20 protein-coding genes are annotated in these 24,946 nt (G+C 59.1%); 10 read left to right on the top strand and 10 right to left on the bottom strand.

Features of this window, described 5'->3' with window-relative positions; genetic code table 11:
• Nucleotides 1–9: 9 nt before the first annotated feature.
• The 10 genes from PuT2_RS05250 (at nucleotide 10) to PuT2_RS05295 (ending at nucleotide 11,574) form a co-directional block, all read left to right on the top strand.
• The gene (locus PuT2_RS05250) at nucleotides 10–1,560 is read left to right on the top strand and encodes an indolepyruvate oxidoreductase subunit beta family protein (protein ID WP_093969960.1); all 1,551 of its coding nucleotides are present in this window, start codon (nucleotides 10–12) and stop codon (nucleotides 1,558–1,560) included.
• 36 nt (nucleotides 1,561–1,596) lie between these two features.
• Entirely contained in the window at nucleotides 1,597–2,919 is a 1,323-nt protein-coding gene (locus tag PuT2_RS05255) for an aromatic ring-hydroxylating dioxygenase subunit alpha (RefSeq protein WP_093969961.1), read from the top strand.
• Nucleotides 2,916–3,410, top strand: coding sequence for an aromatic-ring-hydroxylating dioxygenase subunit beta (locus PuT2_RS05260; protein ID WP_093969962.1), 495 nt, complete (start codon nucleotides 2,916–2,918; stop codon nucleotides 3,408–3,410). Before PuT2_RS05255 ends, PuT2_RS05260 begins: the two co-directional genes overlap by 4 nt.
• 10 nt (nucleotides 3,411–3,420) lie before the next feature.
• Nucleotides 3,421–5,055 carry an AMP-binding protein gene (locus PuT2_RS05265; RefSeq protein WP_093969963.1) on the top strand — a complete coding sequence of 545 codons (1,635 nt, stop codon included), beginning with the start codon at nucleotides 3,421–3,423 and terminating at the stop codon, nucleotides 5,053–5,055.
• Nucleotides 5,052–6,227: a thiolase family protein gene (locus PuT2_RS05270; RefSeq protein WP_093969964.1), complete on the top strand. Its 1,176-nt coding sequence runs from the start codon at nucleotides 5,052–5,054 to the stop codon at nucleotides 6,225–6,227. The genes PuT2_RS05265 and PuT2_RS05270 overlap by 4 nt, the downstream gene beginning before the upstream one ends.
• The gene (locus PuT2_RS05275; RefSeq protein WP_093969965.1) at nucleotides 6,224–7,468 is read left to right on the top strand and encodes an SDR family NAD(P)-dependent oxidoreductase; all 1,245 of its coding nucleotides are present in this window, start codon (nucleotides 6,224–6,226) and stop codon (nucleotides 7,466–7,468) included. Before PuT2_RS05270 ends, PuT2_RS05275 begins: the two co-directional genes overlap by 4 nt.
• Nucleotides 7,469–7,503: 35 nt before the next feature.
• Nucleotides 7,504–8,289 carry a cyclase family protein gene (locus PuT2_RS05280; RefSeq protein WP_093969966.1) on the top strand — a complete coding sequence of 262 codons (786 nt, stop codon included), beginning with the start codon at nucleotides 7,504–7,506 and terminating at the stop codon, nucleotides 8,287–8,289.
• A gap of 22 nt (nucleotides 8,290–8,311) precedes the next feature.
• Nucleotides 8,312–9,040, top strand: a complete 729-nt coding sequence (locus PuT2_RS05285; protein WP_093969967.1) for an SDR family NAD(P)-dependent oxidoreductase — start codon at nucleotides 8,312–8,314, stop codon at nucleotides 9,038–9,040.
• 55 nt (nucleotides 9,041–9,095) lie between these two features.
• Complete coding sequence (locus PuT2_RS05290) at nucleotides 9,096–10,241, top strand: ABC transporter substrate-binding protein (RefSeq protein ID WP_093969968.1); 1,146 nt, start codon at nucleotides 9,096–9,098, stop codon at nucleotides 10,239–10,241.
• A 133-nt stretch (nucleotides 10,242–10,374) separates the two neighbouring features.
• Nucleotides 10,375–11,574 carry an MFS transporter gene (locus tag PuT2_RS05295; protein WP_093969969.1) on the top strand — a complete coding sequence of 400 codons (1,200 nt, stop codon included), beginning with the start codon at nucleotides 10,375–10,377 and terminating at the stop codon, nucleotides 11,572–11,574.
• On the opposite strand, the gene PuT2_RS05300 is transcribed toward PuT2_RS05295, so the two are convergent.
• The 10 genes from PuT2_RS05300 to PuT2_RS05345 all read right to left on the bottom strand — a co-directional run bounded on the left by PuT2_RS05300 (nucleotide 11,571) and on the right by PuT2_RS05345 (nucleotide 24,853).
• Nucleotides 11,571–15,236, bottom strand: a complete 3,666-nt coding sequence (locus tag PuT2_RS05300; RefSeq protein WP_093969970.1) for a hydantoinase B/oxoprolinase family protein — start codon at nucleotides 15,234–15,236, stop codon at nucleotides 11,571–11,573. The two genes, PuT2_RS05295 and PuT2_RS05300, sit on opposite strands and share 4 nt — an antisense overlap.
• A complete protein-coding gene (locus tag PuT2_RS05305; RefSeq protein ID WP_093969971.1) occupies nucleotides 15,233–15,766 on the bottom strand; it encodes a winged helix DNA-binding protein in 534 nt (177 codons plus the stop codon). Before PuT2_RS05305 ends, PuT2_RS05300 begins: the two co-directional genes overlap by 4 nt.
• The gene (locus tag PuT2_RS05310; RefSeq protein ID WP_093969972.1) at nucleotides 15,759–16,118 is read right to left on the bottom strand and encodes a 2Fe-2S iron-sulfur cluster-binding protein; all 360 of its coding nucleotides are present in this window, start codon (nucleotides 16,116–16,118) and stop codon (nucleotides 15,759–15,761) included. The genes PuT2_RS05305 and PuT2_RS05310 overlap by 8 nt, the downstream gene beginning before the upstream one ends.
• 88 nt (nucleotides 16,119–16,206) lie before the next feature.
• Nucleotides 16,207–17,976 carry an FAD-binding protein gene (locus tag PuT2_RS05315; protein ID WP_093969973.1) on the bottom strand — a complete coding sequence of 590 codons (1,770 nt, stop codon included), beginning with the start codon at nucleotides 17,974–17,976 and terminating at the stop codon, nucleotides 16,207–16,209.
• On the bottom strand, nucleotides 17,973–18,716 hold the full coding sequence (locus PuT2_RS05320) for an ABC transporter ATP-binding protein (protein WP_371596370.1): 744 nt from the start codon (nucleotides 18,714–18,716) through the stop codon (nucleotides 17,973–17,975). The genes PuT2_RS05315 and PuT2_RS05320 overlap by 4 nt, the downstream gene beginning before the upstream one ends.
• A complete protein-coding gene (locus PuT2_RS05325; protein ID WP_254046944.1) occupies nucleotides 18,709–19,554 on the bottom strand; it encodes an ABC transporter ATP-binding protein in 846 nt (281 codons plus the stop codon). Before PuT2_RS05325 ends, PuT2_RS05320 begins: the two co-directional genes overlap by 8 nt.
• Nucleotides 19,554–21,434 carry an ABC transporter permease gene (locus tag PuT2_RS05330; RefSeq protein WP_093970093.1) on the bottom strand — a complete coding sequence of 627 codons (1,881 nt, stop codon included), beginning with the start codon at nucleotides 21,432–21,434 and terminating at the stop codon, nucleotides 19,554–19,556. Before PuT2_RS05330 ends, PuT2_RS05325 begins: the two co-directional genes overlap by 1 nt.
• Before the next feature lie 69 nt (nucleotides 21,435–21,503).
• The gene (locus PuT2_RS05335) at nucleotides 21,504–22,619 is read right to left on the bottom strand and encodes an ABC transporter substrate-binding protein (RefSeq protein WP_093969975.1); all 1,116 of its coding nucleotides are present in this window, start codon (nucleotides 22,617–22,619) and stop codon (nucleotides 21,504–21,506) included.
• A gap of 170 nt (nucleotides 22,620–22,789) precedes the next feature.
• Nucleotides 22,790–23,638, bottom strand: a complete 849-nt coding sequence (gene fghA / locus PuT2_RS05340; RefSeq protein ID WP_093969976.1) for an S-formylglutathione hydrolase — start codon at nucleotides 23,636–23,638, stop codon at nucleotides 22,790–22,792.
• Between the two features lie 108 nt (nucleotides 23,639–23,746).
• Nucleotides 23,747–24,853, bottom strand: coding sequence for an S-(hydroxymethyl)glutathione dehydrogenase/class III alcohol dehydrogenase (locus PuT2_RS05345; RefSeq protein WP_093969977.1), 1,107 nt, complete (start codon nucleotides 24,851–24,853; stop codon nucleotides 23,747–23,749).
• Between the last annotated feature and the right edge of the window lie 93 nt (nucleotides 24,854–24,946).

Below are 24,946 nucleotides of genomic sequence, written 5' to 3' on the forward strand. Positions count from 1 at the left end.
GCCCCAACCATGACAACAACACAATTGCACGACGTAACCCCCATCAAGATCGCAATCCTGGCCATGGGTGGCCAGGGCGGCGGCGTGCTGGCCGACTGGATTGTCGACATGGCCGAGCACGCCGGCTGGTGGGCTCAGACCACTTCGGTACCTGGCGTTGCACAACGTACCGGCGCCACCATTTACTACCTCGAGCTCTTGCCCGAAGAGGCCGTCAAGGTGGCAGGTCGTCAGCCCGCACTGGCGCTGATGCCCACTCCGGGCGATGTCGACCTGATCGTCGCCTCCGAACTGATGGAAGGCGGCCGCGCCATCCAGCGCGGTCTGGTCACCCCCGACCGCAGCACCCTTATTGCCTCGTCACACCGCAGCTACGCCATTGGCGAAAAATCTGCCCCCGGCAACGGCATCGCCGACCCGAACAAGGTCATTGAAGCCGGCCGCACAGCCGCCAAGCGCTTCATGTGCTTCGACCTGCAATCGCTGGCCGAACAAGCCGGCAGTGTGATCAGCGCCAGCCTGTTCGGCGCCATCGCCGGCAGCGGCACGCTGCCCTTCAGCCGCGCCGACTACGAAGCCACCATCGAACGCAGCGGCAAAGGGGTTAAGCCCAGTCTTAAAGCTTTCGCGCTGGGTTTCGATGCTGCCCAGGGCGCACCCGACTTCCCCGACTTCATCGATACGACTCGTCCGGTACCTGCCGTACCGCAAACGGCGACCAACCCGCGTGTCAAGCAATTGCTCGACGACATTCGCACAAACTTTGCACCTGCCGCACAACCCATGCTGGTGGCCGGCCTGCGCCGCACGCTCGAGTTTCAAGACCTGGCCTATGGCAAAGAGTACCTTGAGCACATGCGCGGCATTCACGCCCTCGACAAGCAATACGGCGGCGATGCCAAGCAGTGGGCGCTGACCAGCGCTGCAGCCCGCTACGTTGCCGTCGCTATGGCCTACGACGACGTCATTCGGGTTGCCGACCTGAAAACCCGCGAAGCCCGCTTCGAACGCGTACGCGAAGAAGTACTCGCCAAGCCCGACCAACTGGTCTACACAACCGAATACATGCACCCGCGGCTTGAAGAAATCTGCGGCACCATGCCGTCGTTTCTGGGGCAGGCCATCGAAAACTCGCCCAAACTTTGCAAGTGGCTCGAACCCATGTTCCGTAAAGGGCGTTTCTTGCAAAGCGGCACACTGACCGGCTTTTTAATGCTTTACGGTTTGGCCGGCATGCGTCGTTTTCGTCGCAGCACCTTGCGTCACAAGATCGAAATGCGCGGGTTCCACGAGTGGCTCAACCTCATTACCCAAGTGGCACCGGGCAACTACGAACTGGCCGTTGAAATCGTCAACTGCCGTCGGTTGGTCAAGGGCTACAGCGACACGCACGCCCGTGGCACCAGCAAGTATCAAAAGCTCGTTCAGGCGGCACGCAACCTCATCGGTAAACCCGATGCCGCGCTACGCCTGAAGCAGCTACGCGATGCCGCGCTGGCCGACGACAAAGGCACACAACTGAACAAGCTGCTTGCACAGGGAGACGCTGCAGCCGCCTGACTTTTTGGTCAATAAAATGACTACCGGAGACTTGTCATGACCTACAAAAACAACCCGGAGGCGATCAAAGCATTAGTTCGCCCCACAGAGGTCCACAAAGATCTCTTCATAGACGAAGAGCTCTTTGAACTGGAAATGGAACACTTGTTTGCCAATACCTGGGTGTATGTAGGCCATGCAAGTCAGGTGCCCAACCCGGGCGATTACTTCACCACCACCGTCGGGACGGATGACGTCCTGATGGTGCGCGACGCCGACAACAGCGTCAAAGTGCTGTACAACCGCTGTCCGCATAAAGGTGTCATGCTGGTCAACGACACCTGCGGCAACGCGGGCCGCTTCTTCCGCTGCCCTTACCACGCATGGTCGTTCAAGCTAAACGGCGACCTGCTGGCGCTGCCGCTCAAGCGCGGCTACGATCCCGACACTTTCAAAGAATGCGAAGCCGCCCAAGGCATGGCCAAGGTCGAGAACGTCAAGAACTATCGCGACTTCATTTTCTGCCGCCTTAACCCCGAAGGGCAAAGCTTCGAAGACTTCTTTGGTCAATCATTGTCAACAATCGACAACATGATTGACCGCTCGCCCGAGGGCAAACTTGAAGTCGCCGGCGGGGTGCTGCGCTACATGCACAACTGCAACTGGAAGATGCTGGTCGACAACCAAAGCGATACGTGTCACCCCATGGTGGCGCACGAGTCGTCGGCGGGTACCGCCGTCAAGGTATGGGAACAAGCCCCCGAAGGCACACCCAAACCCATGGCCGTCGAACAGTTCGCCCCCTTCATGTCGCCCTACGAATTCTTCGAGGGCATGGGCATACGCGTCTGGGAAAACGGTCACGGCCATACCGGTGTGTCCAACTCCATTCACGCCGCTTATTCAGCCGTACCTGGCTACTTCGAAGCCATGACGGCCGCCTACGGCGAAGAGCGCGCCAAGGCTATTTTGGACGACGTGCGCCACAACACCACGTTCTTCCCTAACATCATGGTCAAAGGCCCCATTCAAACCCTGCGTATTTTCAAGCCTATTGCGGCCAATAAAACGCTGGTCGAGTCCTGGACATTCCGCCTGGTAGGTGCGCCCGACAAACTGCTCGAACGCACCGTCATGTACAACCGCCTCATTAACGCGCCAACGTCAGTAGTGGGCCACGACGACCTCGAAATGTACGAACGCGCGCAGCGCGGGCTGGTATCGCGCGGCCGCGACTGGGTCAACGTTGCACGCCTCTACGAGCCCGGCGAAGAAGACCGCAAGAACGAAGTCACCAACGGCACCAACGAATGGCAAATGCGCAATCAGTATCGGGCCTGGGCGCGTTACATGACAGCCACCATGAAGGAATCCACATGAGCCAGTTCACTGATCAGGACATTATCGAATTCGTTTACAGCGAAGCCCGTATTCTCGATGCACTGCAATTTGAAGACTGGCTCGATCTGTTCACCGAAGACTGTCATTACTGGATGCCGCTGGCTTACGCTCAGGAAGACCCACGTCTGCACACATCGCTGATGGACGAGGACAAGCTGCTGCTGCGCGTACGGGTCGAGCGCCTGAAAGGTCAGCGCACGTTTTCGCAACAGCCGCGCAGTCGGTGCCACCACTTGCTGCAGCGCCCCGAAATCGATACCACCCACCCCTGGCATCAACCCGAACAGGGCCAGTATGTGGTTCGCACCGCCTTTCATTACACCGAAGTACGCGGCGACGAACAAAACATTTATGCCGGCTGGGTAACCCACGAGCTGCGTGTTGAAGAGGGCCGCCTGCGTATTCGTCGCAAGCGTGTCGATCTACTGAACCGTGAATCGGCATTGAGCAACATTCAACTCTTCATGTAAGGACGCGGCCGTGGCCAATACCGTTTATCAAGCGTTTACCGAAACTGCGGCGCAGTTTCCCGGCAACCCGTTTCTGTGCGTCATGCCCGAAACTGCCGACATTTACGACATCGCTCCCGGCGAAATCTCATATGGCGCCGCCCTGCAACGTATCGACACCCTGAAAGAAGCCTATGCCAAAGCCGGTTACGGTCATGGCCATCGTGTCGGGCTGTTGCTCGAAAACCGACCCGCGTTTTTCATGCATTGGTTTGCACTGAATGCGCTAGGTGTTTCGGTCGTACCTATCAATGCCGATATGCGCGCTGCCGAACTGTCCTACCTGATCGGCCACTCCGAAATCTGCATGGCCGTGGCTTTGCCCGGCCGTCACGAGTCGCTAGCCGCAGCCGCACTCGACGCCAATGCGACACTGGCCCTGATGGGGCCGGACGACAGCATCCCCCCTGCCAACCGCCCCGCGCCGCTGGCAGGCCAGCCCATCGGCACCCACACCGAATGCGGCCTGATGTATACCTCGGGCACGACAGGGCGCCCCAAGGGCTGCATGCTGCCTAACGAATATTATTTGTACTGCGGTCAGTGGTACGCCAATATCGGCGGCCTGGCTACTCTGCACAAAGGCGTCGAGCGCATGCTGACGCCGCTTCCGCTCGTTCACATGAACGCCATGGCGTGCTCGACCATGGCCATGGTCACCACCGGCGGCTGTCTGATCGCCATCGATCGCTTCCACCCCAAAACCTGGTGGAGCACCGTGCGCGAATCGCGCGCCACCGTCATTCACTATCTGGGCGTCATGCCGGCCATTCTCATGAAGGCCGCACCTGCACCAGAAGACACCCGGCACAGCGTGCGTTTTGGTTTTGGCGCCGGCATCGATCGCAGCCTGCACGAGCCCTTTGAAAAACGCTTCGGCTTCCCGCTGCTCGAAGCCTGGGCCATGACCGAAACAGGTTCGGGCGCAGTCGTCATTGCCAACCACGAGCCCCGTCATATTGGCACCAGCTGCTTCGGTAAAGAAGAGCCCGTCGTCGAAGTGCGACTGGTCAATGATGCCGGCAAAGACGCCGCCGTCAACGAAAACGGCGAACTGCTGGTACGCCATGCCGGCGACAACCCCCGCTTTGGTTTTTTTGCAGGCTACCTGAAAGACGAAGCCGCAACCAACGAAGCCTGGGAAGGCGGCTGGTTTCATACCGGCGACATTGTCTGCCGCGATGCCGACGGCTATTTACACTTTATCGACCGCAAAAAGAATGTGATTCGCCGCAGCGGTGAAAATATTGCCGCCGTCGAGGTTGAAAGCGTGCTGCTTCGCCACCCGGCCATTAAAGCGGCTGCAGTTGCCGCAGTACCCGACGCGGTGCGTGGCGACGAGGTTCTGGCTTGTCTGGTATGCAACGACGCGCCGGCCGACGCAGCCGCACGCGAAGCACTCGCGCACGACATTGTGAAATGGTCGCTGACGCAGTTGGCGTACTACAAAGTGCCGGGTTTTGTGGCCTTTGTCGATGCCTTGCCGCTCACACCCACCAACAAGATTCAACGGGGCGAACTTAAAAAGCTGGCACCAACCCTGGTGGGTACTGAGCAGTGCGTAGACACCAACCACCTGAAAAAACGCCAGGAAATTTCCGCATGACGACCCGGCGCCAAGGCTACGAGGGCGTGGTCATCACCACGCCCATTACAGTTCCTTACGTGCGCTATGCCACCCAATCCGCCCATTGGTGGTTGGGTCAGGCCCTGCGCGATCTCATCAAAACATCAGGCATAGCCAAAGACAGTATCGACGGCATGTGCGTGTCGAGCTTCACCCTGGCGCCCGACACCGCCGTCGGCTTAACGCAGCACCTAGGCATGAGCCCGCGCTGGCTGGACCATATCCCTATGGGCGGCGCCAGTGGCGTGGTGGGCCTGCGCAGGGCAGCACGCGCCGTACAGGCCGGTGATGCCGACGTTGTCGCGTGCCTGGCCGGCGACGCCAACCACGTCGACTCGTTTCGCAACACCGTCAGTCAGTTTTCGCGATTTGCACAAGACGGCACGTACCCCTACGGCGCGGGCGGGCCGAACGCCAGCTTCGCCTTGCTGACCCGCCACTATATGAATACCTATGGGGCCACGCGCGAAGACTTTGGCAAGCTGTGCGTCGACCAGCGCACCAACGCCCTGGGCAACCCCAATGCGCTCATGAAAAAACCCATGACGCTGCAGCAATACATGGACGCCCGCGTCATTACCGACCCCATCCATCTGTTCGACTGCGTCATGCCGTGTGCCGGCGCCGACGCTTTCCTGGTCATGCACGAAAGCCGGGCGCAAGACCTGGGGTTGCCGTATGTACGCATTTTGTCGACCATCGAACGCCATAACGCCTGGACCGCCGATGCTATTCAGTATCGCGGCGGCTGGACAGTTGATTGTGACGACTTCTACGCCCATGCGGGCGTCGCGCCAAAAGATGTCGATGTCATGCAGGCATACGATGACTACCCGGTCATCAACTTCATGCAAATCGAAGACCTCGGATTTTGCAATAAAGGCGAAGCGCCTCAGTTTGTGCGCGACCATACCTTTACCACCGACGGCAGCTTTCCATTCAATACCAATGGCGGTCAGTTATCTACCGGGCAAGCGGGTGCGGCAGGCGGCTACCTGGGGATGGTGGAAACCATCCGTCAACTCACCGACACCGCCGGCAAATGTCAGGTGGCCAACGCCCGCATCGGGCTGGTCAGCGGCTTTGGCATGATTAACTACGACCGCGGCCTGTGTACGGCGGCGGCGCTTCTGGCCCGGAGTGACGCATGACCACGCCATTACAAAAGCCCACGCGCAAGAATCCGGTTGCGCGCACACGGCAACCCGCGTTGCCGCCCGGTATGCGCTCCCGTCGCGCACTGGGTCTGACCGCCGCGGCAGCTGCCGGGCGCTTCGACATGCAGGTCTGCCAAGAATGCGCAGCCGTTCAGTATCCGCCGCGCGAGGTTTGTCACCAATGCCTTTCGGCCGACCTGAAATGGCAGGCCGTTAACCCCAAAGGCAAGCTGCTGGCCACGACCACACTCGACCACAGCAACGATGCGTATTTCCGCGAGCGCCTGCCCTGGCGCGTGGGTACTGTCGCCATGGAAGCCGGCCCCTCCGTGGTCGCGCACGTGCACGGCGACTGCAACGACGGCGATACCGTGCGCCTGACGCTCAAGCTCGATCGCAGCGGCCAGGCTGTCCTGATTGCCTTGCCCCAAAAACCGACGCCCCACATGGAAGACGACCCCGTGCTCCGAGAAACTGCCTGCGACCCCAAATTCCGTCGCGCCCTGGTCACAGACGGCAAAACCGCCGTAGGCCGGGCGGTTGTCAAAGCCCTGCTCGACGCCGGCGCCACCACCGTATTCGTGGGCGACCCAGAAATCTGGAAAAAAGACGCTGCATTCGATGCGCTGTGTGCCGACCCCCGAGTTCAGGTACAAGACCTCAATGTCAGCAACACCGACGCCATCGAACGCGTGGCCAAGTCCATCGGCGGCAAGGTCGAAATTCTGGTCAATACCGCCAATTACGAACGCGATGGCGGCGTGCTGTTCAATCGCGACATCATGAAGGCCTACGACACGCTGAACACCAACTGCATGGGCTTGGTACGTTTAGCGCAGCACTTCGGTCCAGCGATGTCGTCGCGGGCGGCCGATGGTGTTGCCAATGCCGTCGCCTGGGTCAATGTGCTGTCGGTATATGCCCACATCAACCTGCCCTCGCGCGGGCTGTGGTCGGCCTCGCAGGCCGCTGCACTGTCGGTCAGCCAGTGTCTGCGCAACGAGTTCCGCCCGTCGGGCGTACGCGTCGTCAACATCTTTACCGGCCCGGTCGACCACGAATGGGAGCAACTGACCCCGCCGCCGCGCGTGGCACCGTCAGCCATTGCCAAGGCCGTGGTTCAGGCGCTTAAAGACGGCACCGAAGACACCGTCGTAGGCGACGTTGCCAAAGAGGTCATCGAGCTGCTGCAAGAAAACCCCAAAGGGTTGGAACGCGAACTGGGCGGCCGCTAAGCCAGGGGCCCGAACGTGCATCACAAGGAAACACCATGAGCACAAATGTACTGACGCAATTTTTGGGTGAACTGCTAAGTGGCAAGATCAAGATGGTTGATCTGACCGAAACCCTGACCCCGGACTTCCCCACGATTCAGCTGCCGCCCGAATTCGGTCAGGCCTGGCCGTTTCGCATTGAAGAAATCTCGCGCTACGACGAGCGCGGGCCGGCCTGGTACTGGAACAACTTCTCAATGTCCGAGCACACCGGCACGCACTTCGATGCACCGGTGCATTGGGTCAGCGGTAAAGACCAGCCCAACAACTGCGTCGACACCATCCCGCTCGACGCCTTCATTGCCGAGGCCTGCGTCATCGACTGTTCGGCCCAGGCCGCGCAAGATCCCGACTTCCTGCTCACCATCGACTTCGTCGAGCAGTGGGAAAAGCAACACGGGCGCATCCCCGAGCGTGCATGGGTATTGATGCGTACCGATTGGTCGAAACGCGACAAGCCCACCGACTACCTGAACATGCAAGACGACGGCGGCCACTCGCCTGGCCCCGACGCCCAGGTTGTCCCGTGGCTGATCAAAGAACGCAATGTGCATGGTTTCGGCACCGAATCTGTGGGCACCGATGCCGGCCAAGCCGCCCATCTCGACCCACCCTACCCTTGCCACTACTACATGCACGGCAATAACCGCTATGGGCTGCAATGTCTGACCAATCTTGATCAGCTCCCCGCAAAAGGCGCACTGATTTTCTCCGCCCCGCTTAAAATCCGCAGCGGTTCGGGTAGCCCCTTGCGGGTCTTGGCCCTAACACCCAACACATAACGATAACTACGGAGCACACCCCATGAGTACGCAATACACCGCCGTCGTCACCGGCGGCAGCGCTGGTATCGGCCTGGAAATCGTTCGCCAGATGCTCGACGCCGGCTACGAAGTCATTTCGATGGCACGTCGCGAGCCCGAGCTATCTCATCCCAAGCTGAAAACCGTCAAGGTCGACCTGCTTGACGCCAACGCCACCATTCAGGCCAGCAATGAAATTGCCAAGGCGCATGGCGTGACACATGTCATCCATAATGCGGGCGTCATCTGGCCCAACTTGCTGCCCGATGTCACGCAAGACGAACTCCATGGTCTGACGCAAATCCACCTGGGTGCGGCCATTGCGCTGGTGCAGGCTTGCCTGCCACACATGGAATCGATCAAATTCGGGCGCATTGTCATGATGTCGTCGCGAGGCGCCTTGGGCCTGCCCACCCGCACCGCCTACTCGGCTACCAAGGCAGGCATGGTCGGCATGACACGCACCTGGGCGCTAGAGCTCGCCGCCAAAGGGATCACCGCCAACGTCGTTGCCCCCGGCCCCATTCAAACCGATATGTTCTACGATGTCGTCGAAGCGGGAAGCGAACGCGAAGCCAATATTGCTAAAGGCATCCCCGTCCAACGCCTGGGCCGCGCAGACGACGTCGCGCGCGCCGTCATGTTCTTTTCCGATCCGGCCAACAGCTTTATAACCGGCCAGACACTTTATGTTTGCGGTGGCGCGAGCGTCAGCTCGATCACCATTTAACGGGCCTAGGCCCACGTCCCTTCCGGACAAACCGTTTCACGGAGAATAAAAAACTATGATGATCAAGAAACTGGTAGCACTGGCCGTTCTGGCCGCCATGGGCACTGCCCCCGCATTCGCGCAGGTCAAGATCGGCGTTGTCTCGTCGTCCACAGGCCCGACGGCCCTGATCGGCATCTCGCAAAAGAATTCTGTCCCCCTGTTGCCCACCAAAATGGGCGACCTGACCGTTGAGTACATTTCGCTGGACGACGCCAGTGACCCAACCCAATCGGTCACCAACTTCAAAAAGCTCATTACCGAAGAAAAAGTCGACGCACTGATCGGACCCTCGGGTTCGCCCAATGCCATGAGCGTGATCCAGTTTGCAGCCGAAGCGCAAACGCCCATGCTGGCACCGGTAGGCACGGCATCGGTGGTCTTGCCCATGACCCCTGAAAAGAAATGGGTCTTCAAAACCACCCAAAACACCGACATTATTGCCAGCGCCCTGGTCGACCACATGGTTAAAACCGGCGTCAAAACCGTTGGTTTCATGGGCCTTAACGACGCTTATGGCGAAGACTGGCTGACCGTATTTGGCAAAATGGCCCAAGACAAGGGCATCAAACTGGTCGCCACCGAACGCTACCAGCGTAATGACAGCTCGGTCACTGGTCAGGCACTTAAAATTTACGCTGCCAAACCCGATGCCGTCCTGATCGCCGGCACAGGCGCAGCCGCTGTACTGCCGCAAACCACATTGGTTAAACAAGGCTACAAAGGCCAGTTCTACCAAACACACGGTGCCGCGTTGCCCGCCTTCCTGAAACTGGGCGGCAAAGAAGTCGAAGATACGATTCTGGCCGCCAGCCTGATGCTCGTACTGGACGAAATCCCGGCGACACACCCCTCCAAGGCCATTGCCGAAGACTACATCAAACGCTACGAAGCCATGCACGGTCAAAAGCCAGCGACTTTTGGCGCCAACGTGTACGATGCCGGCCTGTTGCTGGAAAAGGCAGTGCCTGTAGCAGCGGCCAAAGCCAAACCCGGCACACCCGAGTTCCGTGTTGCCCTGCGCGATGCACTTGAGCAAACGAAAGAGCTGGTGGCTACACAGGGCGTCTACACCATGACCGCCGAAGACCACAGCGGCTTTGACGAGCGCGGCCGTGAGCTGATCACCGTTAAAGATGGCGAATGGCGTCTTGTGAAGTAATGCAGACAACGTCTGTCGGCCTGCGGGTCGGATGACGTCAACTCGGCTGCTCCCATGGGGGCAGCCGATTTTTTTATGCGGTTGAGCGTCGGGCCATGGCCCCTTGCAATAGCGCATTAAAGCGCCAAAAAACATGAGTATCACCAAGCGTCAAAAAGCCAATGTCCTGCTGCTGGCCGGAGGCCAGGGCCTGTTCACTATCGTCACCATCACCATCATGACGCTCAGCAGCGTCATTGGTCGACAGCTTGCGCCATGGCCAGAGTTGGCGACATTGCCGGCGGCCATGATGATGTTCGCGACGGTGTTGACGACGTTGCCGGCGTCCTTGCTCATGAAGCGCATCGGGCGGCGACGTGGCTTTATCATGGGCGCCATCAATGGCGTCATTGGCGGTCTGGTTTGTTTTCTGGGTGTCGCCACGGCATCATTCGCCTTGTTCTGTCTGGGCAACTTCTTTATTGGCTTGTACCAGAGCTTTGCCATGTACTACCGCTTTGCGGCGGCCGACGTCACCACGGCCGAATTCCGCAGCCGGGCCGTGTCTTATGTCATGACGGGTGGGGTCATCGCAGCGGTTCTGGGCCCTATCAATGCCCGTCTCACACTCGACTGGGTGCCTGCAGTACCTTATGGCGGCCCATTTTTGGTGATACTGGCGCTGTCGTTGCTGGCCGCTTTCCTGGTCAACCAGATCGACATGCCCGAACCCGATCTACAGGCGAACGCTGCGCCGCCTGCCGCAGCGCGCCCCCTGCGTGTCATCGCCACGCACCCAGGTTTTATTCCGGCCGTGCTTTGCAGTAGCATTTGTTTTTCGTTCATGGCGCTGTACATCACCGTCACACCGCTGGCCATGAAAGACCTGGGTTTCAGCATGACCGATATCGCCGTCGTGACACAAACCCAGGTGCTGGCGATGTTCGGCCCGTCATTCATTACGGGGGCCCTGATCGCGCGCATCGGCTTAAACCGCATTCTGTTCAGTGGCGTTGTATTGATGACGCTCGCCGGGCTTATAGGCGCATTCAGCGATGCGGCACTGCCGGGCTATATCGCCTCGCGCCTGGCGCTGGGCCTGGGCTGGAACTTTTTGTTTGTAGGCGGCGCCGTCTTGCTGTCGACCACGCACAACGCGGCCGAGCGCGGCAAAGTACAAGGTATCAACGACCAGGCTATGTTCATTCTGGTGACCATAGGCTGCCTGGGCGCAGCCACCTTTTTAAGCGCGCTAGGCTGGCGCAACCTGAACCTGGCCGCTATTGCCCCCGTGCTGCTGGTTGGCGCGGCGCTGACCAGAATGGTAATGCAGCAGCGCCGGCATACCCCTTAAGACACAGCCCCGAAACCGCCGCCACCGGGGGTCGCGATTTCGAAACAATCGCCCGCATTCAACTGGGCGCTGTCGGCATGACGCAAAGTTTCGACCTGGCCGTTGGCACGGATTACCCGGCTTTCACCGCAAGCCCCCGGCGCGCCGCCTTGGGCCCCGAACGCCGGATACGCCCAGCCGTTCGCCAGTAATGACACCGTCATGGGCTCAAGGAAGCGCAATGTACGCAAGCCGCCATCGCCCCCGTGCCAGCGCCCCTGCCCGCCCGAACCACGCCGGATTTCGTAACGTTCGAGACGAACCGGGAACCGCAGTTCAAGCACTTCCGGGTCAGTCATGCGCGAGTTGGTCATTTGCGTCTGCACGACCGAGGTGCCATTAAAGCCGTCCACGAGGCGCCCGGCCTCGTCAAAGCGCCCGCCAGCGCCCGAGCCACCCGACACCGTTTCGTAGTACTGGTAGCGATCGTTGCCAAACGTCACGTTGTTCATGGTGGGCTGGCTACCGGCATTCACGCCCAACACGCCATACAACGCGTTAGTCACGCAGGTCGAGGTCTCGACGTTACCCGCCACTACCGCTGCCGGATACCCCGGGTTAAGCATGGAATTGGCCGGCACCACCAACGTGAGCGGCTTCAGCCCACCCGCGTTAATGGGGATGTCTTCGTCGATCATGGTGCGGAACACATACAGCACCGCTGCGGTGGTCACTGCTTGCGGTGCGTTGAAGTTATTGGGCAACTGCGGCGACGTACCGGTAAAGTCAACTATAGCGCTGTTTGTCGAGTGGTCGATGGTCAGCTTGACATGAATGACGGCGCCGTTATCGAGCTGCTGCGTAAACTCGCCGTCGCGCAAGCGCGCAATGGCGCGGCGTACAGAAGCCTCGGCGTTATCTTGAACGTGCTGCATGTAAGCATGCACAACATCAAGGCCAAACGCATCAACCATCTTCAACAGCTCTTCGCGCCCTTTTTCGTTGGCCGCAATCTGTGCGCGCAAATCTGCCAGGTTCTGGTCGATGTTGCGAGCGGGGTAACGTGCGCCCGCCAAAAGCTCACGGAACTCCGTCTCGCGCAAGCGCCCCCCTTCGACCAGACGGAAATTGGTGATGAGCACACCTTCTTCTTCAATGGTGGTGGAGTTGGCCGGCATGGAGCCCGGCGTCAGGCCGCCGATATCGGCATGGTGCCCACGCGAACCAACGTAGAAGAGAATATCCCGGCCTTCGGCATCAAAAACAGGGGTCACCACCGTTACATCGGGCAAGTGCGTACCGCCCGCATAAGGGTTATTCAAGACGTAGACATCGCCGGGGCGCAACTGCCCTTCATTGGCCTGCATGACGGCCCGGATGCTGGCGCTCATCGAGCCCAAATGCACCGGAATATGCGGCGCATTAGCCACCAGATCACCCCGGGCATCGAAAATCGCGCACGAAAAATCCAATCGCTCTTTGATGTTCACCGAGTAAGCCGTGTTCTGCAAGCGGTAGCCCATCTGCTCGGCAATCGACATAAACAGATTATTGAAGATCTCCAGCATAACCGGGTCGGCCTGCGTGCCAATAGCATAACGTTTAGGGCGCGGCACCACACGCTCAAGCACAATGTCGCCGCGCGTCGTCAAGCTGGCTTGCCAGCCGGGGTCGACCAAGGTGGTGGCATTAGCATCAGTAATGATTACCGGCCCATTCAGCACATCGCCCACACGCAAGTCTTCACTGCGATACAAGGGACAATCGTGCAGGGCATCTTCAACATGAATTTGAACGGTATCGAAAGGCGTCAGTGGCGTTTCGGTCGCGCGCGGCTCGCGGGCAAACACCCCGGACGCCTTGTCGGATTCATCGCCAATGGCCTCGGCCACCGCCGACTCAATTACCAGACGGCGGTCGGGCATCAGGAACGAGAAGCGCAGCGAGTATGCCCGCTCAAAAGCCTGCTTCATGGCCTGCGTACTGTCGAGCGTTACCGGCAGCGCCGTATCGGTGCCCTCGTAGCGTAAATACAGGCGGCGCTCGATACGGATGCAATCAGACGCCACCCCTTGCGCCAGCAAGTCGTCGCGCGCTGCAGCCGCTAGCTCATTCAACACCAAACGCGCATCATCCTCGCCGGCTTCATCCCAGATCTTTTCTACAGAGCGCTCACGGATGGCGTTGGCCGCAGCCAGCCCCATGCCATAGGCCGACAGCACACCGGCCAGCGGGTGTACCAGCACCCGTGGCATAGCCAGCGCATCGGCCACGCGGCAGGCATGCTGTCCACCCGCACCGCCAAAGGTCGTCAAGGTATAACGCGTAATGTCATAGCCGCGTTGCACCGAAATTTGCTTGATGGCATTGGCCATGTTCGACACGGCGATGTTCAGGAAGCCTTCGGCCAATTGCTCGGGTGAGGTCGCAGCACCCGTTTTTGCAGAGACTTCGGCCGCCATTGCAGCAAACTTGCGACGCACCACGTCGACGTCGAGCGGCTGATTGGCATTGGGGCCAAACACCGCCGGAAAATGTCGCGGCTGTATACGCCCCAACATGACGTTGGCGTCTGTGACCGTTAAAGGGCCGCCGCGCCGATAGCATGCCGGCCCTGGATTGGCGCCGGCCGACTCGGGACCCACTCGCAAGCGGGCGCCATCGAAATGCAGAATCGACCCGCCGCCCGCTGCCACGGTGTGAATGCTCATCATGGGCGCACGGATGCGAACGCCCGCCACCAGCGTATCGAAAGCCCGCTCGTACTCGCCTGCATAATGCGAGACATCGGTCGAGGTGCCCCCCATGTCGAATCCGATGACACGATCAAAACCCGCCGCATGCGATATACCGGCCATACCCACAATACCGCCGGCCGGGCCCGACAATACAGAATCTTTACCTTGAAACGCGTGGGCATCGGTAAGACCGCCGCTAGACTGCATGAACTGCAGGCGCACCCCAGGCAAAGCAGCCGCGACGCGGTCAACATAACGACGCAACACCGGCGACAAATAGGCGTCGACAACCGTGGTGTCGCCCCGCGCGACATAACGGATCAGCGGAGACACTTCGTGGGACACGGACACCTGCGTAAACCCGATAGTGCGGGCCAATTCAGCCAGACGCGTCTCGTGCATGGGGTTCTTGTACCCATGCATCAATGCAATCGCCACCGCACGTACGCCCTGGTTGTACACCTTGCGCAAAAATTGCTCGGCCTGATCATCATCAAGCGGCGTAACCACCTCACCAGAAGCATCCAGACGCTCGTCAACTTCAATAACTGATTCGTACAACAATTCGGGCAGAATGATTTCACGATCAAACAGGCGCGGACGATTTTGATAAGCAATGCGCAGGGAATCACGAAACCCGCGCGTCACTACCAGCGCCACCCGCTCGCCCTTGCGTTCCAACAAAGCGTTGGTGGCCACCGTGGTGCCCATTTTCACCACATCAATGCGGTCAGCCGGAACCGGCTCGCCAGGCGGCACGCCAAGCAAACGCCGAATCCCTTCAACAGCCGCATCGTCGTATTGCTCAGGGTTTTCGGACAACAACTTGGCGGTGATCAGTTCGCCGTCGGGGCGTCGCGCCACCACATCGGTAAACGTACCGCCACGATCAATCCAGAACTGCCAGCGCCCCTTGTCGGCCGGGGTCGGCCCTTGGGCGCTCATAGCGACGAGGCTGCACGGGCAGCCTGATCGTAAAGACCTGACAAAGCGCGCAAGCGCTCGGCCATGCGCGACAACTGATCGGCATCGGCCAGCTCGCCCTCGACGGCCGGCAACAAGCAGCCGGCGCGTACATCGCGGAACCGGTCCAGCATGGCCGCCCCGTCGTCTGTCACGGTGTAGAACATTTCTTTGCCTACCTTCTCGCCGGCTACCAGGCCGGCGTTCTGCAATTTTTTCAACGAATAGGTAATCACGTAAGTGTCTTCGTAGTTCAACGTAAAACAAATATCAGCCAGCCGCTTGGCGCGTTGACGATGATAAACATGGTGCAGCACCAATACATCGGTGACGGCCAGGTCGTGCCCGCCGGCGGCGCGCATGCAACGCACCACCCAGCGCGAAAACGCGTTGTGGCAAACGATCAGGCCGAACTCAAATTCGGACAATGATGCATGCGGCCCTTCGGCCAAATGCGCAGAAGACAGAATACGCAACGCAGACGTCGGAACGCGTGCTCGCCCGTCATTCATCGGCCGCCTCCAGCCGCTCTTTTACAGGTGCAATCTCGGACACCAGGTCGCGAATACGCGCCTTATTGTGCAACGGCGCTACGTCGTGCTCCGAACCGGGTTCCATGCGAGCCAAGCAGGCGTACACGACCTTACCATCCAATTCCATCATGCACTCTTTGCAGGCGTTGGCGTTAATACAGGAATACCGAAACGCCAGCGTATCGTCCAAATGCTCACGCACCCAACGCAGGCCGTCAAGCAACGAACCCGTCGCACCCTCGGGCAACTCGAAACGCTCAACGCGCGACTCACCGCCGCCCACACCGCGTTGAATATTCAAAAACACCGATTGTTTAAGGGCTTCCGTCATGGTTATCTCGCTATGCAATTAATCATTGGCAACATCATGGACGCATCACTGTTGACGCCATCTGCCCATACGTCGCGCATCTATTCACTTATCCCGCCACGCCTGCCGGAGCCGTTACGGCGTGCGTATCATCCAGGCGTTCGATCGGGCGCTGCGTCAGCACCCAGCGGCCCTCACGCCAGACCAGCATCTGGTTCAGCACCCAGGCATCGTCCATCGCCGGGAAGTCTTCACGCTGATGCGCGCCACGGCTTTCGGTACGCGCCAACGCACATTGCGTTACGGCTTCTGCGACCATCAGCATATTGCGCAGATCAAGCGCGTCGATCTGCACGGGGTCTTGCGGGCCATCGCCCCCCGCAACCGCGTCGCCCACTTCGGCACGCATTTGTGCCAACGCCTGCAGGGCTCGCTCAAGGCCCTGCTTTGTACGAAACGGCCCGACATCACTTTGCATAATGGCTTGCAAACGGGCAATTTGCGCCGCAACGTTGGGGCGCGTCGTCGTGGCGCTTCCTGCGCCCGATGACGTGGCCTCAGACGGTGTCAGCAATGCTTTAACAACGGGTTGCGCCAAAGCATCGACAACGTCGGCACCGACCCTGTCTTGGGTCGCGTTGTAGGCTGCTGCCGTGCGGCCCGCCTGCAAACCAAACGTAATGGCCTCGGTAATGGCATTGCCCGACAACCGATTGGCGCCGTTAGCGCCCCCAACAGCCTCACCAGCGGCCAGCAGCCCGGGCACGTCGGTTTGCATATCGACATCGACCTTGACGCCGCCCATGTGATAGTGAGCGATAGGCGCCACTTCGATGGGCCCTTTGGTCAGGTCAATGCCGTTGGCGGCGAGCTTGTCAATGATTGGGCCGAAAGCCTTGCGCAGCTCTGCCTCGGGCACGTGCTCGAAGCTTAAGTACGCACCACCGGCGGGCGACCCGCGCCCCGCCTCAACCTCTTTAAGAATGGCGTAGGTGGCTGCATCGCGCGTGACGGTATAACCCTCTTTCTCGGCCTGATGCCCGTATTTTTCAACAAACTCCTCGCCCAGCCCGTTCAAGAGCCGGCCGCCCAGCTTGTATCGGAACGGGTCCCACATAATGGGGTCGAAGCCCACCAGGCGGGGCGCCAAATGGCCAATCGGGAAAAACTGAACGAATTCCATGTCGATAAGTTGCGCGCCGGCTCGTGCGGCCAGGGCGTAACCATCGCCCCCCATGTTCAAAGACGCACTGTTGCGCTTGTACAGCCGGGTCAACCCGCCGGTAGCGACAATGACTGCGCCGGCACGTATGACCAACACGTCACCCGTCGTCAGGTGCAAGGCCACTGCGCCCACCACGCGCCCGGCATGTACCAGCAAATCGACCACCAGAATGTCACCCAGGCGCTCAATCGCTTCGTTCTGGGCCACCTGGGTGCGCAATGTCTTGGCCACCGCCGGGCCGGTATTGAGGTAATCGACGTAAACACATCGGGGGCGATCGTGGCCAGGCGCATGCGCCTGCACCATATGCCCGTCGGCACGCGCCCAACCCGTGCCCCAATCGTCCATCAAACGGATGGCATCAACACCTTTCTCGCACAGCAAGCGCGCCAGTGGCTCGCTACACAAGCCGCGCCCAGCTTTAAGCGTATCGGCATAGTGATAACGCCAGTCATCGGGCACCTGTTCGCCCAGAGCGACTGCTACCGTCATTTGCGCCATGATGGTCGCGCCACCGCGACCAATCAGGCTACGATCGACCAGCATGACATGCTGCCCGGCCTGCGCTGCAGAAATGGCGGCACTCATCCCGGCGCCCCCGGCACCAACGATGAGTACGTCGGTATCAATATGTCTGATTTGTGCTGAACTCATGCTGCCCCCAAATATGCTTTTTGAACCATGGGGTCGGCCGAAAGATCGGCAGCAGCCCCGGTCAGAACGACATGGCCGTGCTGCAGAACATAAGCACGATCAGCCAGCTCAAGGGCAATACGCGCATTTTGTTCAACCAGCAAAATGGTTTGTCCCGCCGCTTTCCAGCGAAACAAAACCTCGTAGACCATATCCACGAACTTTGGCGACAAGCCCATTGAGGGCTCGTCGATACAAATCAATTTGCCGCGACGCAGCCAGGCGCGGCCCAGCGCCAGCATTTGCTGCTCGCCGCCCGATAACGTGCCTGCGGCCTGTCGCCGACGCTCGGCCAAACGGGGAAAGGTGTCAAACACCTCGGCAAGATCGCTACGGATCGCGTCTTTTTCTTGCCGACGTGGATACGCCCCCATCAGGAGGTTTTCGTACACCGACATTTCAGGAAAGACACGCCGCCCCTCGGGCACACTGGCGACCCCTAAGTCAATAACTTCAGGTGACGACAAGCCCTGAATTTCGCGACCTTCGAGCACCACACGGCCACGCGATGGCGAAACCAGGCCCAGCACGGTTTTAAGCGTCGTGGACTTGCCCGACGCGTTGCCGCCAAGTACAGACACCACTTCGCCGCGCCCGACCTGCAAACTGACGCCGAACAGCGCCTGCACAGCGCCGTAGTGGACATCCACGTCATCCACCACCAAGAAAGGCGAAATCGAAGAAGAATTTTGTTCAACCAAGATGTGCATCCGATGAATTGGCGCGCCGCTGGCGCCCCAGATAAGCTTCAACCACTTCCGGGTGATCTAGCACGTGATCAGGATCGCCCTCGGCCAGGACCTCGCCCTGATTGAGCACAATGACCCGGTCGGCCACTTTACGTACCAGCGACAGCTTGTGCTCAACAACCAGCAGCCCCAACTCGGGTCGCAGCTCACGCAAGGTCAGCAAAAGCTCAGTCAGTGCTGCGGTTTCTGTGGGGTTCATACCCGCCGCAGGCTCATCCAACAAGATGAAATCGGGCTGCGCCACCAAAACACGGGCAATTTCAAGGCGACGCCGATTCGCATACGACAAGCTGAACGCCGGTTGGTCGCGACGCGGCCAAAGACGATCACCAAACATTTGAAGCGTTTCACGCGCAAGCTCTTCTTGTGCGCGGCGGCGCTCACGCCAGGCCGGCGTATCGAACAGCGTAGCCAACAGCTCGGTAACCGGGTCGGTCAACCGCCCGCTCGGCCTGCGCAGCATCGGTGCCTGGGTACCCAGCATGACGCTATCCCATACCGACAACGCCGGAAAGACGCGCGATGTCTGGAAACTACGACCCACACCCAAGCGGGCGATCCGTTCAGGAGGCAAATTGTCGATGCGCCGGCCGTTCAGGGAAATGCGCCCCGACGATAAACGATCGACTCCGCTGATCAGCTGGATGAGCGTTGATTTGCCCGCGCCGTTTGGGCCCACCAGGGCCAGCGTTTCGCCCGGGGCCAACGTAAAGCTGACCTCGGTGACCGCGCGCACGCCACTGAAATGGCGAGACACACGATCGAGATGTAATCCGCGATTAGGTGCCATCAGCGTGCTCCTAACAAACCATGAGGACGCCAGCGCAGGGCCGCCAGCAAAATCACCCCATAAACAATCATTCGCCACTCGGCAAACGGGCGCAACAGCTCGGGAATCAGCGTCAGAACAAAACCGGCCAATGCCGCCCCCGTCAGGTTGCCCAGCCCCCCAAGCACCGCCATGGTCAACAGCAGCATCGAGACCTGCACGTTGAAGCTGTCGGGCGTAATGACACTTTGCACGTAAGCAAACAAACCACCCGCCGCGCCGGCCATGGCGCCCGACACCGCAAAGCCCAGCATCAGGTAGCGCCTTACCGGCAGGCCTGCGGCATGCGCCGCCAGACGGTCTTCGCGAATGCCGCGCCATACCCGGCCAATATCACTGTTCAGTATCCGTTGCCCCACAAACAGCAACACCGCGACCACCAGCGCCACCAACCAGAACTTCTGCCCAATAGCCGACAGGCGTAACCCGCCCAGCAGCTCGAATGTCGGTGCAGGAATATTCAGGAACCCCATGGGGCCGCGCGTGACCGGCAACCACGTCATGAACACCAGAAAACCGATTTGACCAATAGCCAGCGTCCCCAAGGCAGCCGTGTGACCGCTAAGCTTGTACAGCGGCAACGACGCCAGCGCCGACACGATCGCGGTGATGACGATCGCGGCGGGCAATGCGACTTCGGTGGGCAAGCCATAGGTATGCCCCAGAACCGCGACGGTATAGGCCCCTACGCCATAAAACGCCGCATGACCAATAGACAATACCCCCATCGAACCCGACACCAGCGTGACGCTGCCCGCGAGCAACGCCAGAATCATGGCGTATACCACGGCCTGCAAGATATAACTGCTGTCTATGACGAAGGGCAGCAAACACAGCCCCGCACCCACCGCCAGAAACCCCCACGGGGGAATGTCTCGGACACGATAGGCCGCGCGCTGACTGGAAGACGACGCCAGCAAACTGGTACTTGGCATGGCGCCCGACGCGCCGCCGGCACCGCCCAGGGCATCGAGGCGACGATCACCCAACAACCCTTGCGGACGAAACAACAAGAACACCAGCAATAGCGAAAACGCAACCAGATCGCGGAACCCCTCGCCGATATAGGCGCTGGCCAACGTCTCGACCACCCCCAGCATCAAACCGCCCAGCACCGCACCTGGAATACTGGTCAACCCACCCAGCAAGGCCGCCGCAAAACCCTTCAGGCCAAACGGCAAGCCCATGGCCGGGAACACGCTTTTAAAGTACAGGGCGACGAGGATCCCGCTTAAGGCGCCCAACGCGCCCGCCAGCCCGAAGGCCAAGCGTCGGACATCGCCCGTACGCACGCCTAACTGGGCGGCAGCATCGCGGTCTTGCGCAGTAGCGCGCAAAGTGCGCCCCATCCAGGAGGCGCGCAAAAACCATGTCAGGGCCAAAGCCGCCAGACCGCCAAATACAAAAATCAGAATATCGGTGCTGGTGATGTACGCACCGCCGATAAACAACGTGAATTCTTCATAGGGCACCGGAAAAGCCTGGCCCTCGGGCGACCAGATAATCTCGGCCAACTGGTCGATGATGATGCTGATCGCCAGTGTTGACAGCACCGGCGCAATAAATGGGCCGTTTTCAAGTGGGCGCAAGGCTACCCGCTCAAGCAGCATACCCAACACGGTCACCAGCAACACCGAGGCTACGGCAGCCACCGGCAAAGGCAACCCTAACCAAACCACCCCGGTAAACGCAAAAAATGCGCCCAACATGAACAGGGCGCCCTGCGCGAAATTGATCAGGTTCGACACGCCAAACACCAGGCTGAAGCCCAATGCAATAAGCGCATAAACCTGACCAATGGCCAGGCCGTTAAGTATTTGACTAAAAAACAGTTCGATCATGTCGTGCGCCATGAAAAGAGCCAGGGCAGCCCCGAAAAGAGTCTGCCCCGGCCCGAAAGATGTAATGCCTTAGAACAACTGGAATTGACCATCGCGCACAACAATGAATGTCGGCGCCTTTTTCACATTGCCGAATTCATCGTATTTGGTCACGCCGGTTACCCCTTTGTACTCCGGTCCATTAGCCAGTGCCTCGCGCACGGCTTCGCCGGTCAGCGGCTTGCCGGAGCGGATCACACTACGCACAGCTTCAAGACCTACGCCGATGGCGTCGTACGCCAACGCGGCGAACTGGTCAGGATTACGGCCATATTTAGCTTTGTAAGCATCAACAAACTCTTTTTGGGCAGGGTCGCCGGCAAAGAAAATAGAGTGAAGCACAACACCCTCGGCCGCCTTACCCGCCAGCTCGATAAATTTGGGCGAAGTCAGCGGAATACCGCCGCCCACCGGGACGTCGATGCCCGCCTGGCGCAATTGCTGAATAAAAATCGAGGCTTCTTGATAAGGCAAAGCCAAGAAAACGCCTTCAGGGTTCAAGGCCTTGATCTTGCTGATGAAAGGACGGAAATCACGCGAACCCGGCTGAACGCTTTCAAGCAACAACACTTTGCCGCCAGCCTTTTCAATAGCCGCAGCAGTCGCCTTGCCGGTATACACGCCCCAATCATCTTGCGAATAAGGAATAACGACGGTATTGGCCTTCAACTGCTTTTGAATGGTGTCGGCGTTATATTGGGCCAGCACATCGTCGGTGTTGTTTTGCCGGAACTGGTAGGGGCTTTGCTTGCTAAAGTCAGGATGCGAAGACGTTGGGCTGATTTGCGGGATTTTGGCTTCGGTAAAGATAGGGGCCGCAGCCAGCGATGCCGTTGTCGACCAGGAACCAATGGCCAGCACCACATCAGGGGTATTGGCAATCTTGCGCGCTACGGTCGCAGCTTCTTGAGGTGAGTTGCGGTCATCTTCGATGATCAGGTTAACGGGGCGCCCCTCGATACCGCCCTGGGCCTTGACCTGATCCAGATACAGCTCGATGGCGTTTTTGAAACTGGTGCCGTATTCGGCAAAGTTACCCGACAAGTGGGAAAAGAAACCGATATTGATGGGTTCGGCGGCCGTGGCCGGGCTGGTCAGGAAGGCGGGCAACAAAGCTGCCAGAGCCAGAGAGCGTAAGGAGCGCATGATAGGACCTCGTTAAGATTTGAGTCTTTATAATCTTAACGTTTAGTTAATAAATTACTAACGTATTATAGGTAATAAGCAAATAAAAAAAGCCACCGCGAAGGTGGCCTTTTGCAAGACAGGTTACCAACACCCGCCCGGCAAGCCTGCCGGGCGGCGCTGCCACAACTTTACAACCGCTCGGCGTGAAACGCCATGTGGTCTTCCATGAAGGTAGAAATAAAGTAGTAGCCATGGTCGTAACCTTCGTGGCGGCGCAGCGTTAACGGCTGACCCGCCTTGGCGCAAGCGGCTTCGAAGGCTTCGGGGTAAAGCTGCTCGGCCAGGAAGTTGTCGGCCAGGCCTTGGTCGACCAAAATGCCTTTCGGGAACGGGCACGACGACTTTTCCATCAGCAACGACGCATCGTACTGCGCCCATGCCGCCCGATCGCTACCCAAATACCCGCCAAAAGCCTTATGGCCCCAGGGGCATTTTGTTGGTGAAGCGATAGGTGCAAAAGCCGACACCGACTTGAACTTGGGGTGATGGCGCTGCGCCAGCACCAGGGCACCATGACCACCCATAGAGTGCCCAAAAATACCGGCGCGGCTTGCGTCGCCCGGCAATTGCGTGGTGGCAATGTTGAACAACTCGTCAACCACGTAGCTTTCCATGCGGTAATGCTTTGCCCAGGGTTCTTGAGTGGCGTTCAGGTAAAAGCCTGCACCCGTACCGAAATCCCAGCCGTCGTCTTCGCCTGGCACGCCCGCACCACGTGGGCTGGTATCACAAGTGACCAGCATAATGCCGTGCTTGGCCGCCAAACGCTGGGCGCCACCTTTAATCATGAAGGTTTCTTCGGTGCAGGTTAAGCCAGCCAGGTAAAACAATACGGGCACTTTGCCCGATTCGGCCTGCGACGGCACAAATACCGAAAAGCGCATGGGCAAACCAATAGCGCTGGATGCATGCTTGTAAAAGCGTTGCACACCGCCAAAACAGCGGTGCTCGCTGACCAGTTCAAGTTCGACAGACATTCTTTACCCTTTTAACGAACCGGGCCCATTGGGCCCGGCTTTAACTACCTACATGCGACACAGCCTTCAACACTGACCTGCGCCGCACCGACAGATGTCGCCAGTCGCTTAGTACACCACGACCGAACGAATCGACTCGCCTTTTTTCATCAGGTCGAAGCCATCGTTGATCTGCTCGAGGCTAAGCTTGTGTGTAATGAGGTCGTCGATGTTGATCTTGCCGTCCATGTACCAGTCGACAATTTTGGGGACATCGGTACGACCGCGTGCGCCACCAAATGCCGAACCTTTCCATTCACGGCCGGTTACCAATTGGAACGGGCGTGTGGAGATTTCGGCACCGGCTTCGGCCACACCAATAATGATCGACTGACCCCAGCCGCGATGGCAGCATTCGAGCGCCTGACGCATGACTTTGGTATTACCAATACATTCGAACGAGTAATCGGCGCCGCCGTCGGTCAGTTGAATAATGTGGTCAACCACGTTTTCGACATCGTTGGGGTTAACGAAATGGGTCATGCCGAACTTGCGGGCCATGGCTTCACGCTCGGGGTTCAGGTCGACACCAATGATTTTGTCGGCCCCAACCATTTTGGCACCCTGAATGACGTTAAGACCAATACCGCCCAGTCCGAACACCACAACGTTGGCGCCGGCTTCGACCTTGGCGGTGAACAGTACAGCGCCAATACCTGTGGTCACACCGCAACCAATGTAGCAAACCTTGTCGAAGGGCGCGTCTTCGCGAATTTTGGCCAGCGCGATTTCGGGCACGACAATGTGGTTGGCAAACGTAGACGTGCCCATGTAGTGGTGCACAGGCTTGCCGTCGATGGTGAAGCGCGATGTGCCATCGGGCATCACGCCTTTACCTTGTGTGGCGCGAATCGCCGTGCACAGATTGGTTTTGCGCGACAAACACGATTTGCACTGGCGGCACTCGGGGGTGTACAGCGGCACAACGTGGTCGCCAGCTTTGAGCGACTTTACGCCCGGGCCGACATCAACCACCACGCCAGCGCCTTCGTGGCCCAAAATTGCGGGGAACAGGCCTTCGGGGTCGGCGCCAGACAGTGTGTAGTAGTCGGTGTGGCAAATGCCCGTTGCCTTGATCTCGACTAAAACCTCGCCCTCTTTCGGGCCAGCCAGGTCTACGGTTTCAATGGTTAACGGCGAACCTGCTTTCCAGGCCACGGCTGCTCTTGTCTTCATACTGACTCCTGATGATGGCGGGATGCCTGGCACGAACCACCATGCCTTCCCTGTTTGAATAAAAAATCTGACAACGTCACGCCATTTTATGTA

The sequence above is a fragment of the Pusillimonas sp. T2 genome, from assembly GCF_002236805.1.
GTDB lineage: Bacteria > Pseudomonadota > Gammaproteobacteria > Burkholderiales > Burkholderiaceae_B > Neopusillimonas.

What these genes read in the sequence shown, in the direction of transcription:
- PuT2_RS05260 (WP_093969962.1), top strand. Translation starts at nt 2,916, where the DNA reads ATGAGCCAGTTCACTGATCAGGACATTATCGAATTCGTTTACAGCGAA.
- PuT2_RS05285 (WP_093969967.1), top strand. Translation starts at nt 8,312, where the DNA reads ATGAGTACGCAATACACCGCCGTCGTCACCGGCGGCAGCGCTGGTATC.
- PuT2_RS05305 (WP_093969971.1), bottom strand. Translation starts at nt 15,766, where the DNA reads ATGAATGACGGGCGAGCACGCGTTCCGACGTCTGCGTTGCGTATTCTG.
- PuT2_RS05300 (WP_093969970.1), bottom strand. Translation starts at nt 15,236, where the DNA reads ATGAGCGCCCAAGGGCCGACCCCGGCCGACAAGGGGCGCTGGCAGTTC.
- PuT2_RS05310 (WP_093969972.1), bottom strand. Translation starts at nt 16,118, where the DNA reads ATGACGGAAGCCCTTAAACAATCGGTGTTTTTGAATATTCAACGCGGT.
- PuT2_RS05330 (WP_093970093.1), bottom strand. Translation starts at nt 21,434, where the DNA reads ATGATCGAACTGTTTTTTAGTCAAATACTTAACGGCCTGGCCATTGGT.
- PuT2_RS05335 (WP_093969975.1), bottom strand. Translation starts at nt 22,619, where the DNA reads ATGCGCTCCTTACGCTCTCTGGCTCTGGCAGCTTTGTTGCCCGCCTTC.
- PuT2_RS05270 (WP_093969964.1), top strand. Translation starts at nt 5,052, where the DNA reads ATGACGACCCGGCGCCAAGGCTACGAGGGCGTGGTCATCACCACGCCC.
- PuT2_RS05250 (WP_093969960.1), top strand. Translation starts at nt 10, where the DNA reads ATGACAACAACACAATTGCACGACGTAACCCCCATCAAGATCGCAATC.
- PuT2_RS05345 (WP_093969977.1), bottom strand. Translation starts at nt 24,853, where the DNA reads ATGAAGACAAGAGCAGCCGTGGCCTGGAAAGCAGGTTCGCCGTTAACC.
- PuT2_RS05275 (WP_093969965.1), top strand. Translation starts at nt 6,224, where the DNA reads ATGACCACGCCATTACAAAAGCCCACGCGCAAGAATCCGGTTGCGCGC.
- PuT2_RS05325 (WP_254046944.1), bottom strand. Translation starts at nt 19,554, where the DNA reads ATGGCACCTAATCGCGGATTACATCTCGATCGTGTGTCTCGCCATTTC.
- PuT2_RS05295 (WP_093969969.1), top strand. Translation starts at nt 10,375, where the DNA reads ATGAGTATCACCAAGCGTCAAAAAGCCAATGTCCTGCTGCTGGCCGGA.
- PuT2_RS05280 (WP_093969966.1), top strand. Translation starts at nt 7,504, where the DNA reads ATGAGCACAAATGTACTGACGCAATTTTTGGGTGAACTGCTAAGTGGC.
- PuT2_RS05290 (WP_093969968.1), top strand. Translation starts at nt 9,096, where the DNA reads ATGATGATCAAGAAACTGGTAGCACTGGCCGTTCTGGCCGCCATGGGC.
- fghA (WP_093969976.1), bottom strand. Translation starts at nt 23,638, where the DNA reads ATGTCTGTCGAACTTGAACTGGTCAGCGAGCACCGCTGTTTTGGCGGT.
- PuT2_RS05315 (WP_093969973.1), bottom strand. Translation starts at nt 17,976, where the DNA reads ATGAGTTCAGCACAAATCAGACATATTGATACCGACGTACTCATCGTT.
- PuT2_RS05255 (WP_093969961.1), top strand. Translation starts at nt 1,597, where the DNA reads ATGACCTACAAAAACAACCCGGAGGCGATCAAAGCATTAGTTCGCCCC.